Origin of the sequence: Asaia sp. SF2.1, assembly GCF_000505765.1 — a bacterium.
Lineage (GTDB): Bacteria > Pseudomonadota > Alphaproteobacteria > Acetobacterales > Acetobacteraceae > Asaia > Asaia bogorensis.
In genome coordinates this window covers 42,370-55,891 of record NZ_AYXS01000001.1, presented here as the reverse complement: position 1 = coordinate 55,891, position 13,522 = coordinate 42,370, and the positions used below count along the sequence as shown (strand labels likewise).

Below are 13,522 nucleotides of genomic sequence, written 5' to 3'. Positions count from 1 at the left end.
GAACTGAAACATGGCTACTGGATCCACCTATTCGTTCCTCGACGTAACCGCGTCCATCGTCGGTGTCGGCCTTGCATGCTCTATGGGCAATGAGGCAGGCGCGAGCGAGGAAGGCATCTCAATCGAGATGGAGGGCGACAAAACGAACCTCACCGTCGGCGCCGACGGCTCCTATATGCACTCCCTCCACGCAGGCAATGCGGGGTCGGTCACTGTCCGACTTCTCAAGACCAGCCCCTACAATGCGATCCTGATGGCTGCTTACAATGCCCAGCGCATCACCTCGGCAGCGTGGGGCAAGAACGTGATCACGATCAACCAGAACAACTCAGACGACAGCATCGTCTGTGCTGGCTGTGCTTTCACGCGTCAGCCCAACCTCGACTATGCCCAGGATGGCGGGACGGTCACATGGGCATTCCGCTCCGGTAAAATCACTGGCTTCCTGGGGACTTACAGCTAATGGCCGATATCGAAATTGGTGAGAAGGCGTTTATCACGGGGCGCCTGAGCGCAAGGCAGCAGTTCCATGTTGCGCGTCGTTTGGCCCCGCTCTTCGCCGCGATGGTCAGCAATGGCGGCAAGAGCGATCTGGACGGAATTGCGGGCGGCGGGGATGTCGACCTTTCGAAAGTCGCTTCCTCCATCGCAAACCTTTCCGATGCTGATTGTGACTACGTTCTCGATACGTGCTTGTCAGTCGTGAAATATCGAGACAACGGCACCGTTTGCAATGTCGCGCTGCCCAGCGGTCAGCTCCGCTACGACTGGATCGATATGCAGATGATGCTGCGTTTGGCCGGTGCCGTGGTGCAGGACAATCTGGCGGGTTTTATGCCCACCGCCCCGTCAGGTTCGAACGACGCGGCGGTGGCCTAAGCTACGAGGCTGTCAGGCTCCCGGATGACGAAGACTATCTCCTGCGCCCGGTGATGACCCGACATCTGCGCATCAGCGACCTGGACGATGGGTCAACCACCCTACTCCAGATCGCACTCTTGCATGACGCCTTGGACTGCCAGGCCGAAAACGAATTCCGGGCTAGCGAAGCCGCACGAAAGAGAGACTGAATATGGCCGAAGCCGGTGTGATGCGGGAATTTCTGGTTAGCCTTGGCTGGACAGTAGATCAGACTGGGCAAAAGCGCTTTCAAAACTCGCTGAAAGGGGCAGACCAAGCCGCAACCAGCCTCGGCGACACTCTCAAAATACTTGCCGAAGTTCTGATTGACATTCACGAGCAACTGACGTCCGCATCAGGTGCGGCGCATTTGTATCGCGATGCGCTCTCCAAGGTAGGCACCGCAGTCGAACAGACTAGCAAAAAATCCTCTTTTCTCACGAAGGCGGGAGAAGCGGCTAACCAGATGATGGTGATCGGGCAGCGTATTGCCCTATCCGCTGGCGCGGCGTTCCTTGCTGAATCGGCAGCGGTTTTCAAAACCGCTTCAGCATATTCGCGGCTCGGGTACGAGTCTCAGATTGCGATGTCCAGCGTATCGGGCATGCAGTCTTTCTCCTACGCGGTCGGACAGATGGGAGGCAGCGCAGAGGCCGCTCGCGGCAGCTTGCAGGCCATGGGCAACTTCCTGCGCTCTAACCCGGGTGGCGAATCATTCATCGCACGCCTGGGCGTTCAGACCCGCGACACGCACGGTGAGCTGCGCGATACAGCCGATGTTATGCAGGATCTGGCGAAGCAGTTCCAGGCGGAGCCCTACTACCAAGCTAAAGCCCAGGCCGGGGTTCTGGGCATCGATGAAAACACGCTTCAAGCCATGCGGCGCGGGCTTGGGCAGTTCGGCAGCGAATATCGAGACATCTACCGACGGGCGGGCGTCGATCAGAACCAGGCGGCGCGCTCGTCAGCGACGTTCATGCAGCAGCTTCGCTCGCTTGGCCTCGTTTTTCAGGCGCTGCGCGACAAGGTTGCCATTTCGCTCGAGCGAGGCGTCGGGGGTGATATCGTCCGGTTCCGCAAGCTCATGCTCGAGAACTTCGACCGCATAACCGATATCATCGTGCGCGCAACGCGCTTCATTCTGGCCCTCGGAGACGCCCTAGCTCAGCTTTTCGGGCGCGGCGTCGGTATCCTCTCTGACCTGTGGGACCATTTCAACAACCTCGATCAGAGCACGCGCACGTGGATCGTGACCATCGGCGCGCTGGGGGCTGCCTGGAGGCTGCTCAATAGAGGCTTCCTCGCAACGCCGCTCGGACGCTTGCTCGCGATCGGTGGAGCAATCATAGCCCTCTACGACGACTACAAGACGTGGAAGGCAGGCGGGACATCCCTGATCGATTGGGCGCAGTGGAAGCCCGGCATCGACGCCGCAATGGATGCCCTGCATCAGATTGGTGTGCTCTTCGATGACATGTGGCCCCGCGCTCAGCGCTGGCTGGCACCATTCAATCGCTTTATGCGGACTGAACTGGCGACCACATTCAAGCAGATCGTGGCGCTCGTAAACGGCACAGCAAAGGCATTCGACGACCTGCTGCACGGCAACTTTCGTAAAGTGGGATCCGATGTGCGCGACGCCTACAGGGAGTTTCATAAACAAGCCCTCATCGACCAGGACGCCACAGGAAATATGCTGGGCGATTATGGCGGGATGGTTGGCATCCCCCAGCGAGCAGAAAGCGGCCTAGCTTATTTGCTCGGGCAGGGATTCGACCGAACGCATGCCCTAGCGGTCCTCGGCAACCTTCAGCAGGAAAGCGGGCTTAACACCAGCGCTCGCAATGGCAGCCACGCTGGCCTTGCTCAATGGGATGAGCCACGTCAGAAAGCAATCCTTGCGGGCACAGGCATAGATGTCACCAAGGCGGGCTACATCGACCAGCTAAAAGCTCTCGTTTGGGAGATGCGTCAGGGCGGGGAAAAGGGCGCTGGCAAGCGCTTTATGGAGACTAGCGGGCTGGAGGCAGCCACCGGGTTCTTCGCGCAAAATATAGAGCGGTCAGGCGAAAACCCTGGAGATCTGGGCTTCGATCGTCGCATTGCCTACGCGCGTGCGATGGACAGCCGATATGTTGTAACGGGAGGCAGTGACGGAAAACCCATATCGGTGACCGCGAATATCCCCCAGGGCCAAAACGCGGCGCCCCCTGCCAATCAATCCACGGGGCAACCAGTAACGGTCACTCAAACCAACCACATCACGGTCAACGGCTCGCATAATCCTGAGCAGACAGGGCAATCCATCCTGCGCGTTCAGAACCAGGCGAGTGCAAATCTTGTCCGCAATGCGAAAACGAGGCTCATGTGAGTGAAGCAATCTCAGCAATCGGATCCGCCTTCGGGTTGGCCTCCCTTCTCTTCACGGGGAGCCGCTCGATCACCGGCGCTGGAGACGTCAATGATGAGAAAGGGAACCCGGTGTCTCCAATCACCGTGATCCCTGACCTCGCCATCAGGGAGCGGCATCGTGATGCCCTTGGGATAACAGCGCAGCCAGTCCAGAAAGGGGCCGCGATCACGGACCACGCGTACAAGCTGCCAGCTGAGCTTGAGCTCGAATACGGTTGGTCCAATAGCAGCATTCAGGCGCTCACTTCGGACTTTACCGACTCAACATCAATCACCGGGTTGATGGACAACTTCGGCGAGGGCTATGTCAGGCAGGTCTATCAGACGCTCCTGCAGCTCCAGGAATCTCGTCAGCTCTGCACCATCGTCACGGGCAAGCGTCTCTACAAAAATATGCTGATCGCGGAGGTCAGCACCGAGACGACCGCAGACACCGCGTATTCGATGTTTGTGACATGCCGGTGTGTGGAGGTGTTCATTGTGAACACTCAAACTGCGAGTGTTGGAGCGCTGGAAAATCAGAAGAACCCGGCGGATACAGCGTCCGTGCAAAAAGGCGGAACTCGGGCGCTGATACCGGTCGCTAACCCGCCGCAGAGTCTTCTCAGCGTCGTCTTCGGTGGTGTCTCCGGTTTGGCAAGCCGCTAACGACTAGTTCGTTGAAAAAGTGTTGGTCGTCACCATATTCCCACCGCTATCTATAGTGCTAGGCAACTGATCGTCTGACCAAGTTGATCTGGACATTGCATCCAACACGCTTTGCTCAAAATCCCGCCGCCCACTTGAAGACAGGACGCGACACGCCTTTGCCCGCCACAAACGATCGTTCCCTTGAGCCATATTGCAGGATGTTTGGACATATCCTGACACCCTGTCTTCGAGGGCTTCCTCCGGATACGCGGGCTTGCTCGGCGCCCCGCGGTACGCGCCATGCCGGTCGTCGTACTCTTTCTGGGCCTGCTTCTGCTCCAGCGCCCGGCCTTCAGATATGATGCACGTCGCTAAAGACGTGTAATAAAGTGCAAACCCGCGCGATTTCGCCTTTTCCTGGCAGTCCAGCCGCGCCGCCGCAGATGTTCGGCTCCATCGCTGCGACAACTCGCCTCGCAGCGTCGTTTCAGTGTTCATGCATATAGCATATTGCCTCTGACTAGGCATGCCCGAGCAAGCCGCCTTGATGTCAACCTTGGGAAAGGCGTGAGATGGGTCAGGGACGGAAACACCGGCAGGCATCGGCATCGCATCAACGATCGGATCGCCTGTGACCGAATGAGCTGCGCTATAAACGTTCGAGGGAACCATACCGAGCGCCCAGGGAGAGAGCGACGGAGAGCCCGACAAGGGCGTCGGAGGCGTCTGGTATCCCTGCCCGTGCGCGGCAAGCGAGATGCAGAAAGATAGCCCCAAAGCGAGACTCAGTAGGCGACGTTTCATGTGCGCTCCAGCCGACAGAGAAGGCCGCAACCGTATCAGCAACAGTGCCGGGGAGCGAGACAAGATGAGGGACTGCGCCCTCAGGGGGCGCTCTGTTCGATCTTGTTTCTGATGGAAAGCACTGTTGCTGGTGACGCGCCGAACATACGAGCGATCTGCCTCAGAGACATTGCCCTCCCTTTTTCCGTTTGAAGAATTCGTTCAATTTGAACGCGCCTCTCTCGCGCGCTGAGGGGCGGCCTTGGATGTTCATTTTGAACATCCTCCCGTTGTCGGTTCTCTAGATCCTCAACCTTACCGGCGGCACTCGCGCTCCGCACTCGCATTAAATCAGCAAGGAGCAATTCAAGTTCGTAATCGTCGCGGTATCCCCTATTGGCAAGCCTTCGAGTACGGTGGATTACGTCATCTAGGGTCTCCGCAGGCATATCGCGATCGGCCAGGTCTCTGATGAGCCAATTGCGCTGACTGACTGGCGGCTCAAACGTTTCCTCAATAGCTTCCCCCGTCTCATATTTTGATACTAGCCACCGGGCGTGCCCGAGCGCATCCCAAACATCCGCCTCTGCCATTGCCTCCGCCAACGTTTGTGGCATTGGGACGGCGCCCTTGATTGCGTCCAAGATGTCATCGGCCCAATCGCCCAAGTCTCCTCTGGGGCGGCCCCGCCAATTGACGAATTCGTATCCCGGATGGCTTGTCTTATCGACAAAGCGCCATGGCTTGACGCTTTCTAAGATCGCCTCTTCCATTGCGTTCAATTTGAACACCTGCTCTGAGGAGCCAAATCGGGCAAGAATCTCTTCGTATTCGGCCTCATGCTCAGCCTGCCACTTCGCATGCCAAGATTTCCTTTCAGCCTCGCGCGCCTCTTCTTCCCGACGTTGTAGATCCTCCTTCTCGCGGCGCACCTGGTCTTCCCACTGATCATACCAATCGGGCGGCGTCGTTGCCTTTCGGCGAGTGCCTTTGCGTTTGAGAAGCTTAGGAACATCAGAGAGCGAGTGCCCGTGCCGCTTGAGCAGCTTCTCGGCGTGACCTCGCGCGTTGTCACGCTCACCCTCCGTGCTTCCGGACACCACCAACGCCCAGATCGCGCGCAAGCGTTCGATGTTGATTTTTTCGGAAGCTGTCACTGGTATTTCCCATATGTTCAATTTGAACAGTAGCAGACCCCGTTCAAAATGAACACTCGAAATCGCATTGCTTATCGCTCGCTCGCGAGTGCATGCCTCAGAGTCAGACGCGCTTACTCGCCAGTCCGCGATCATTGACAACGAGTTTCCAGGCGGTGATCTTACTCCCGTGCGCTGCTCTCTAGCCGCAAGGCAGATCAGCATCTAAGACCTTCCTAGAAGGCCGTCGCGCCGCTGAGCTAAACCCGGCGGCGCGACATAGAGATCGACCAAGGTGATTGCAGTCTTTTAGATGCGCCCCATCAACCGTCCGAATTTCGGACGCTTGGGGCTCGAACCTTGTGATCCATACACAAGTATTGGCCGAGATTCTCTCATCGACCGGTCACATGGAATAATGCCCGCCAAGGGTATGTTGTGAGCGCCTACACTGACTTACTTTCGGCGATAGGTAAATCTCTTGCCGAGCAATCTCATAACAGCCTCATCATCTGCCGATATTATATACATTTCGGCAGCATCTAGGAACGCGTCATCCAAATCCTGTGGCGTCATAGGGGCGCTATCGTCCAAAAACGAAGACTCAAGCCTTTGCACGATCTCAGCGTTCATCGAGTGGGAACGGTCGTTCGCGGCTTGCTTGAGGCGCTGCGTGAGATCTCGCGTCATGCGAATCGAGACGGAAAGACGTTCTTCAGACATTCCCACGCAATAATCCATTTTAGGCGCACATTCCACTTGCATCCATTTTGGGCGCACCGTAAGAAGGGAGTGCGTTCATAATAGGCGCACACACGAGGAGCATATGGCAGACACAGCATCTCTCACAATCCGTGTCGATCGTGCGCTGTTACGGGCCCTAAAGGTTCGTGCAGCACAGAATGACAGATCTGCAAACGGAGAGTTGACTTCGATTTTGCGGAATATTCTCCAAACAGAAAAGGCGTCGGACCAGCCTGGCAGCAATTCCGACGCCTCTCACCAGTGAACTAGAAGGAACAATGGCTATGACCGTTGATATCATAAGCACGCCTGCAATTTCCAGCACCAACGCTCCATCATTGAGCGGGAAGCCTACCATGTCGTCACGTGAGATCGCCGCGCTGACTGGCAAGACGCATAAGAATGTCATCCGCGACATCGTTATCATGATCGATGCCATCCACAAGGATGGATCAGATCTGAGCCATCAAGCAAAATCAATGGGTTATGTCAGGTATAAAGATGCGCGTGGCTATACCTCGTCGTTCGACCTTGACCAAGATCTGACCTACAATCTCGTTCTTGGCTATGATGCGGCCCTCCGCCTCCGAGTAGTGCAACGTTGGATGGAGTTAGAGAGCGGCAAAGGCACCTCCGTTAAGGAGGCACCCAAACGTCCCCGCAAGCCATCCTTCGACACGACCTATACGCGCCTTCTCAAGATCGCCCGAACCCTCCCCGGCTTCGACGAGAACCAGCAGTGTCTCCACGCAGCGCGTGGCACATTCAACATGACAGGCGTCAATCCGCTGGAGATCATGGGCGTCACATCCATCGCAGCGCCGAACAATGACGCCTACCTGACGGCAACCGAGATCGGGAAAGAGATCGGCCTCAGCGCCATGGCCGTGAACAAGCTGCTCATTGTTGAGGGCTATCAGGTCAAGGTCCAGGCATCGTCATCGGGCTCGGATTATCAAGCCACGGAGAAGGGCGCACCCTTCGGACGCATGTTCGACACGACGCGTAAGGGTGGCAAGGGGTCACAAGCGACCCTGAAATGGTCCAACCGGATCGTGAAGCGTCTGCGCCCTTTTGCACCCTCCAGGGAGACCGTTACATGACGGAGATGCAGGAAGAGCGCGTTCTGCTTGAGCGGATGGAAGGGCTATTTCATCGTGCCGCTCTAGATTTTGAACGCGCGCGGATAGAGGAGAAGATCGGCCCGGAGAAGCGCACCGCCTTCTCGTGACTGAGGAGCCGCCCATTCAGGGCGGCTTTCTTACTGACGCTTTCCCGGCTCAAGAAAGTGCGCTCAGATACCCTTGCGCCCCATGGCGTAAAGGCCCAGACCTGCCAAACCGAATGCCACGGGGATGAAGAAGACGCTCAATGCAAATGCCAGCATGTTCATTCCTCTAGACCTTTCAACAAGGCTCCTGCGACCCAATAGAGCCCGAACGCCGCGACCGCTGACAGGGTGCCAGCAGCCAAGATTATAAGGCGCTGAACCTGAGATGGCGATGAGATTGTGAGCGACAAGATCGGGGACACCACCCCAGCAGTCAACGCGTAAGTTGCGACTGTGTTTACAGCGTTGGCCCGCAGCTTAGTGGTCTCGTTGTGGACGAGCTTTTTCCGCGCGTCGGTCATGTATTTCCTTTCCCGCCCCATATCGATTTTGGATCAACTTACATCCCCATGTCGCGCCTTATCGGCTAGTTGCTCGGCAACCACTGCTAGAGCATTACGCTCGCCATCATTCATTGCGCGCCACATGCGAATGAGGGCACGCTCAACGGCATCAAGACCATCACTGGATGTCTGATCATCAGGAAAATCTTCGGCCCTGTACTTAGACCCATACAAGTTCGGATGTTGTTGCTCTGCCTGGGATCTCCAATGTTCAGGATAATCCGGCCCGTCGATCTCATAATACCTACTGCCGGATCCGAGCACCCACTCAAGTCGCCGAACGATCTCTGCATTCATTGATCGACCCGTATCAGACGAGATGCGCTCGATCTCGTCCTTAATCGCGCTAGGTAGGCGCAGCTTCATCTGGGGATCTTTTGCACTCATGGTTTGTGAGTGGACCACTTTTTCTCTTGCGTCCAGCGATTCGTCATGTCTATATAATGTGGTTCACCAATGAACCATGAGGCATCCATGTGAAACACGCAGACCCCCAAATGAAAATCCGCCTTCCGCTGGAGCTTCATCGACACGTTAAAGCGTCGGCGAAACGTCAGGAGCGAACGATGAACGGATACATCGTCTTTCTGCTTCGGCAGGAAATGGAAAAGGAAAAGGCGACGGGTCCGGCCGTGGAAAGCAGCCCCGTCGCCTCTGAACAATGACCCTGAAAGGACACTGCGATGACTGCAGATAGCACAAACACGCCTGATGGCGCAAAAACGATTTTCAACACCGTTGAGATCGATTTCAGAGAAGCGATCAAGGCGCTTTCCCGTGAAGATCTGGAGAAGCTCGCATCTGACCAATGCACAGTGATTGGCCTGATGTGGGATAGCGTGGTCGATATGCGTCGCGTACAGAACCCGCCGTCGCGAGATGAGATGCTCCAAATCGCTGGAGATATGCTCGAAGTGCTCGACGATGACTCTCGGGACGCGCACGAAATTTTCTATGGGGGCACCGCTCGCGAAAGGCTGAAAGCTCTCTTTCCTGCCTTGCGCGGCGAAGGAGGCGTGGCATGACCAACGCTCTCACCACCATCGACTTTCATGGCGCAAAACTCGTAGCAATCGCGGGCGACCGGCCTGAGAACACTCTCGTTGCGATGAAGCCCATCGTTGAGAGTATGGGGCTGGATTGGAGCTTTCAGCGCAAAAAGCTGAACGCTCATCCCGTCCTCTCCAAAGGTGTGGCTGTTACAGCCATACCTTCAGACGGAGGTGAACAGGACGGCACCTGCCTCTCCCTTGACCTTCTGAACTTCTGGCTCGCCACCATCCATCCCGACCGCCTGAAGGATGAGGTACGGGCAACGGTCATTCGTTATCAGACCGAATGCGCCCGAGTGCTGTTCAACCACTTTTTCGGCAAGGTCATCGCAGCTGGCGATCACCTAACCCGCAGCGAACACGGCGGCATCACGAAAGCCGTGATCACTCGCGCTTTGCTGCCGGTCACCGCCCGAATGGACGCGCAAGAGGCACGCCTTGCTACGCTGGTCGAGCGCTTAGAAACCGCGATGACTGCGTATGACCCATCGGCGGGCTTCACCACAGATTACCGCCCCATGCGCTTCTTCGTTGAAAACGCCGGGGTACTGCAAAAGGGCCGAGGCGGCCTCATCCGCAATATGTCGCGTCGGTGCGTGAACTGGCTGCTCAGGAACGATCTGGGTGGCAGCATCCGGCATAGCAGGGATCAGGAACGGCACTTGTTCCACGTTGATGCCGTTCCTCGATGGATGCAATTCGAAGGCGCAGAAATGATCCGCGTCCACATGGACAAGATGACCGGGCAAGGCACTCTTGCCCCCAAGGGGAAGAAAGGCCGGACGGAATTGTCGCCGCGCCCTTTCTCCCGCCCGAAGGAGGCAGCGTCATGAGCGCGCTGGCGGTATTCGCGCAAACCTGTCCGCAGCGCATGAGCGCGGAAGAGGTGGGCCGGAACATCGGGTCTGCGCTTCATGCTGGTCTCGCCATAACGCAGGGAGACGTTAGCCAGGCCGATATCCAGCGCGAACGGCTCAAGCTTGGCGCTCAGGCGATTATGCAGGCATGGCGCGATCTTGACGTGTTAGAGATCAGAGAAGAGACGGAAGTTCTGACCCGGCTTCAAAATGTGGAAAGAACGATCAGCGCCAGAAAGCGCCCTGCCCTCGCGTAACGGTTGCCCTGCCCCGTTCCTCACGCTATCGTGAGGCGTCTGTGGTAGACATTCGCCCCCGTGTCATCCGCGGGGGCGTTTTGCAGGCTGATAAAGACAAATCCGAGCGCTACCTCGATTCTACCTCGGCTCTCACTCTTGCTGGCAAACAACGGGCGCACTCATGTCATCTCTCGTTGCAAGCGCATGTTCACACGGCGGATAGTTTCAGCGTGTATAAGTTCCGAGGGGTGCATATTTCCATTTTGCACCATCCAGCAAGCCACGTCCCGCCACTCCCACAACGGCATGGATGAGGTCAACCTATACGATGGCCCGGGGAAACCAGACGCCGCCTTATTTGACGACCAAATGATTAACGAATCCTTTGTGAGTCCGGTTCGCAGAGCGATGTCTGTGATACTCACCAATGACTCCGGTTCGACGCGTTTTATGAGCGCTCCTGCGCTTCGGGCATCTGCAATTGCAGCATTTATTGCGCGCTCAAGGGTATCGGCGACGCGGACGAATTTCAGTACGATGTGACCTTTGCGAAACGAGATCAGCGCATCCGAACACCCGGACGCCGCAAAATGATCCTCAAGATCAACAGTTCCTCGTTCTAATTGAGATGCAACGAGGCTAAATTCAAACATTGTCATATCTATCTCGCTCTCGAGGCTCCGAGCTTCAATTTGGCGCTTGGAGAAAGCGGCTTCTCAGCCGAAGGAGGTGGGTTGGCTTTAACCGCGTCCCATTTCCCGTGGAGAGATAAGCCAGTGATATACGCCCATAGTGAGAACAATAAAGGACGCCACCAAAAGTATTGCTGCCGGATATAGTATAGAATTATATCCAGCTCGACCAATATCGAAAATACCGACAAGGCCCTCGATGAAGGTTGCTATTGTTATGGTAGTAACAAATTTTGTCAGGCTGGTTCTTGCCTCCCCAACGCTTTTGTGGGGCGTTGGCTTTACGACTTCTTCCTCTACAAAATATTTGGCGACGTCAAAAACTGCCATTGCTATGACAACATAGCTGATTGCCTGCAATACAGCGTCTCGCCCGCTGTTCCATGAGGTGGATAGACTACGTATGAGATCATATAGGCCAAATACGACCAAAAGTCCGGCCAGTAAGATCAGAATTACGCTAGCTATAGCAAAAGAAATTTGAGATAGGAGCCGTATTTCTGGGAAATGCATGATTGCCCACTTTTCATTCTAGCTCAGAGTTAATCGTGGTTTTTGGCTAGATGATTTGGCTTATCTCTTCTTGGTGCGCGACGCCACTCAATTTGTTGGGAATTTACTCATGGATCTTTGATATTATTATTTTATGATGTAGCACACGCGCGAGGGATTTCATACGTATCAAAAGCGGCGAACACGCATGAAACCCATGGCTTATCAATCAGTTCGTCGGGTTCTCGGGCGCATCCGGAAGCGGCGCGTTCTCGCCCGGTTTGGGCTCAGGTGCCGGATGGCTGGGGTCGTATGTCGGTGTTGGTTTCGAGGTCATTTGGGCTTTCCTCCGTCCTCGGGATGATCGGGGTGTTCAGGCGCGTCATCCTGCTGCGGGCTCGTGTCGGGATACGGCTCAAATGGCTCGTCGCTCCCCGGCTTGGCTGGGTTCGGCTTGTTTGTCATCGTCGTTTTCCAGAGGTGAAATGACTCAAGTCAGGCGAGGCGCAGGAGTTCCGTTAACTGCGTGAAAACCTGCATTTCCAACGATGTTGCTATTTTGTCCAATTCGAATCAGTGAATTCATTTGCCAAAATGGAAACATACGCCCATATCAGCGATAGATCGGAAACAAGCGACGCGGCCCTCGACGTGCGAGGTGTGTTCGCGTTTGTGCGAACGCCGATCCCGTTTAAACCCTAGCCGGAGGAAAGAGCATGTCCAACGTGTTCAACCATAATCCCCGCGTGAAGGGGGGTGTGTGATGCCGAACCACAATGTCAAAGCGATAGCAAACGAGTTTCTCCAGCGGGCAAATGCTGAAGGCCGAGCCCTCACAAATATGCAGCTCCAGAAACTTCCCTATATCGCGCACGGATGGGGATTATCCCTTCTCAAAGCGCCGCTTATCGGAACTCAACCCGCAGCGTGGCCATATGGACCAGTATACCCAGAACTCTACCAAGCATTAAGGAAATACGGTGCAGGGGCTGTCTCTGAGCCGATTTCAGTGACGGTTCCAAGCGGCGACGCCGATGACTTAGAGGTCATCGCGGCAACAAACCTAACCGCCCACGAAAAAGCCCTATTGGACGTCGTTTGGGAGAAATACCGCACTTTCAGCGGCTTCAAACTCTCGCAAATTACTCACCAAGACAATACGCCTTGGACAAAGACGAAAGACGTCCATGGCTTTTATCATCCTATCGACAATGGGGTGATCCAGGAACACTACGACGAGTTGGTAAGAACTAATCTCGAAAGAGCCGAGGCCAAGTGAGTTCGCGTGGCCGATAACTTTGAGGAATTTCTAAGTCGGCTTATCGACCCCTCCCCCGAAATTGAGGAGTCTTCCTCTGATACGGAAAGCGAAGATGCGCGCAACGCCGTAAAGGAGGAAGAGCAACTTGAGAGAGATAAACGCGAGTATTACAAGAACCTCAAAAAAGAAGCAAAAATAGCCGCATCAAGACAAGAAATGGCTATAAAGCAGAGGTTTAGCGACCAGATCATACTCTACCTCTGGTTCTTCTCCGCAGCCTGCTTAGTTATAATATTCTTACAAGGGTTTTCTCCAAAACTCGATCTGCATCTCAATATTGGATCCTCTTTCCACTTCAAGCAACATCTTGACGGATTTCATATAAATAATACATCTCTCACCACTCTTATCGGTAGTACGGCGGCGAGTGCTTTGGGCCTAGTGGCAATCATCCTGCGCGGACTTTTCAAACCTAAGCCTGAGAAAAAAGCGGAAAAGGAGGCGGCAAAGCAACGCCCTTAACCCCCCTTCTCCTTGCCTCGCTTGACCAAACTCCCTACTGTGATCTGGTCTGATGCCAGACTGACGCCCCCATGGTTCGCCCTGGGGGCTTTTTCGTTTTGGAGCCCCGGGCCCGCGCAACGGGCTGA

The 13,522-nt window shown here is 55.5% G+C and carries 20 protein-coding genes; 14 read left to right on the top strand and 6 right to left on the bottom strand.

Translation table 11 applies throughout. The annotated features are described in order from the left end of the window. Positions 1-10: 10 nt before the first annotated feature. Genes P792_RS20915 through P792_RS20910 form a run of 5 tightly spaced genes read left to right on the top strand, consistent with a single transcriptional unit; the run spans position 11 to position 3,960 of the window. On the top strand, positions 11-463 hold the full coding sequence (locus P792_RS20915; RefSeq protein ID WP_023977184.1) for a phage protein: 453 nt from the start codon (positions 11-13) through the stop codon (positions 461-463). Further along, positions 463-879, top strand: coding sequence for a phage tail assembly chaperone (locus tag P792_RS35665; protein WP_023977183.1), 417 nt, complete (start codon positions 463-465; stop codon positions 877-879). Before P792_RS20915 ends, P792_RS35665 begins: the two co-directional genes overlap by 1 nt. Before the next feature lie 53 nt (positions 880-932). Next, positions 933-1,070, top strand: a complete 138-nt coding sequence (locus tag P792_RS39735; RefSeq protein ID WP_023977182.1) for a DUF6889 family protein — start codon at positions 933-935, stop codon at positions 1,068-1,070. 2 nt (positions 1,071-1,072) lie between these two features. Further along, complete coding sequence (locus P792_RS35660) at positions 1,073-3,271, top strand: phage tail tip lysozyme (RefSeq protein WP_023977181.1); 2,199 nt, start codon at positions 1,073-1,075, stop codon at positions 3,269-3,271. After that, positions 3,268-3,960, top strand: a complete 693-nt coding sequence (locus tag P792_RS20910) for a phage baseplate protein (RefSeq protein ID WP_051395755.1) — start codon at positions 3,268-3,270, stop codon at positions 3,958-3,960. Before P792_RS35660 ends, P792_RS20910 begins: the two co-directional genes overlap by 4 nt. Before the next feature lie 866 nt (positions 3,961-4,826). Here P792_RS20910 and P792_RS20905 read toward each other — a convergent pair. Both P792_RS20905 and P792_RS20900 read right to left on the bottom strand, forming a co-directional pair. Continuing rightward, the gene (locus tag P792_RS20905; RefSeq protein WP_152530091.1) at positions 4,827-5,882 is read right to left on the bottom strand and encodes a hypothetical protein; all 1,056 of its coding nucleotides are present in this window, start codon (positions 5,880-5,882) and stop codon (positions 4,827-4,829) included. A gap of 435 nt (positions 5,883-6,317) precedes the next feature. Further along, positions 6,318-6,584: an Arc family DNA-binding protein gene (locus P792_RS20900; protein WP_161630786.1), complete on the bottom strand. Its 267-nt coding sequence runs from the start codon at positions 6,582-6,584 to the stop codon at positions 6,318-6,320. Positions 6,585-6,687: 103 nt separating this feature from the next. Between P792_RS20900 and P792_RS39730 the strand changes: the two genes are divergently transcribed. The 3 genes from P792_RS39730 (at position 6,688) to P792_RS39525 (ending at position 7,836) form a co-directional block, all read left to right on the top strand. Next, positions 6,688-6,870 (top strand): FitA-like ribbon-helix-helix domain-containing protein, encoded by a 183-nt coding sequence (locus P792_RS39730; RefSeq protein WP_408734839.1) that lies wholly within the window; start codon positions 6,688-6,690, stop codon positions 6,868-6,870. A 91-nt stretch (positions 6,871-6,961) separates the two neighbouring features. Beyond that, entirely contained in the window at positions 6,962-7,708 is a 747-nt protein-coding gene (locus P792_RS35655; RefSeq protein ID WP_235075354.1) for a Rha family transcriptional regulator, read from the top strand. After that, positions 7,705-7,836, top strand: a complete 132-nt coding sequence (locus P792_RS39525; RefSeq protein WP_023977175.1) for a hypothetical protein — start codon at positions 7,705-7,707, stop codon at positions 7,834-7,836. Before P792_RS35655 ends, P792_RS39525 begins: the two co-directional genes overlap by 4 nt. Positions 7,837-8,270: 434 nt before the next feature. On the opposite strand, the gene P792_RS20885 is transcribed toward P792_RS39525, so the two are convergent. Continuing rightward, complete coding sequence (locus tag P792_RS20885) at positions 8,271-8,666, bottom strand: Arc family DNA-binding protein (protein WP_023977172.1); 396 nt, start codon at positions 8,664-8,666, stop codon at positions 8,271-8,273. 110 nt (positions 8,667-8,776) lie between these two features. Here P792_RS20885 and P792_RS36850 point away from each other — a divergent pair, with 110 nt between their 5' ends. From P792_RS36850 to P792_RS20865, 4 genes are read left to right on the top strand one after another with little or no spacing between them, the layout of a single operon-like run. Next, a complete protein-coding gene (locus P792_RS36850) occupies positions 8,777-8,944 on the top strand; it encodes a toxin-antitoxin system HicB family antitoxin (RefSeq protein ID WP_152530090.1) in 168 nt (55 codons plus the stop codon). Positions 8,945-8,962: 18 nt separating this feature from the next. Then, positions 8,963-9,304, top strand: coding sequence for a hypothetical protein (locus tag P792_RS20880; RefSeq protein WP_023977170.1), 342 nt, complete (start codon positions 8,963-8,965; stop codon positions 9,302-9,304). Continuing rightward, positions 9,301-10,164, top strand: coding sequence for a phage antirepressor N-terminal domain-containing protein (locus P792_RS35650; RefSeq protein ID WP_023977169.1), 864 nt, complete (start codon positions 9,301-9,303; stop codon positions 10,162-10,164). The genes P792_RS20880 and P792_RS35650 overlap by 4 nt, the downstream gene beginning before the upstream one ends. Further along, positions 10,161-10,445 (top strand): hypothetical protein, encoded by a 285-nt coding sequence (locus P792_RS20865; protein WP_023977168.1) that lies wholly within the window; start codon positions 10,161-10,163, stop codon positions 10,443-10,445. The genes P792_RS35650 and P792_RS20865 overlap by 4 nt, the downstream gene beginning before the upstream one ends. Positions 10,446-10,606: 161 nt before the next feature. On the opposite strand, the gene P792_RS20860 is transcribed toward P792_RS20865, so the two are convergent. From P792_RS20860 to P792_RS39520, 3 genes are all read right to left on the bottom strand, one after another. Continuing rightward, positions 10,607-11,086 (bottom strand): hypothetical protein, encoded by a 480-nt coding sequence (locus tag P792_RS20860; protein ID WP_023977166.1) that lies wholly within the window; start codon positions 11,084-11,086, stop codon positions 10,607-10,609. A gap of 81 nt (positions 11,087-11,167) precedes the next feature. Beyond that, complete coding sequence (locus P792_RS20855) at positions 11,168-11,632, bottom strand: hypothetical protein (RefSeq protein WP_235075353.1); 465 nt, start codon at positions 11,630-11,632, stop codon at positions 11,168-11,170. Between the two features lie 312 nt (positions 11,633-11,944). Further along, positions 11,945-12,076 carry a hypothetical protein gene (locus P792_RS39520; protein WP_255345446.1) on the bottom strand — a complete coding sequence of 44 codons (132 nt, stop codon included), beginning with the start codon at positions 12,074-12,076 and terminating at the stop codon, positions 11,945-11,947. Positions 12,077-12,374: 298 nt separating this feature from the next. Here P792_RS39520 and P792_RS20850 point away from each other — a divergent pair, with 298 nt between their 5' ends. After that, positions 12,375-12,890 carry a Panacea domain-containing protein gene (locus P792_RS20850; protein WP_023977164.1) on the top strand — a complete coding sequence of 172 codons (516 nt, stop codon included), beginning with the start codon at positions 12,375-12,377 and terminating at the stop codon, positions 12,888-12,890. Between the two features lie 6 nt (positions 12,891-12,896). Continuing rightward, a complete protein-coding gene (locus P792_RS20845; RefSeq protein WP_023977163.1) occupies positions 12,897-13,394 on the top strand; it encodes a hypothetical protein in 498 nt (165 codons plus the stop codon). Positions 13,395-13,522: the final 128 nt, after the last annotated feature.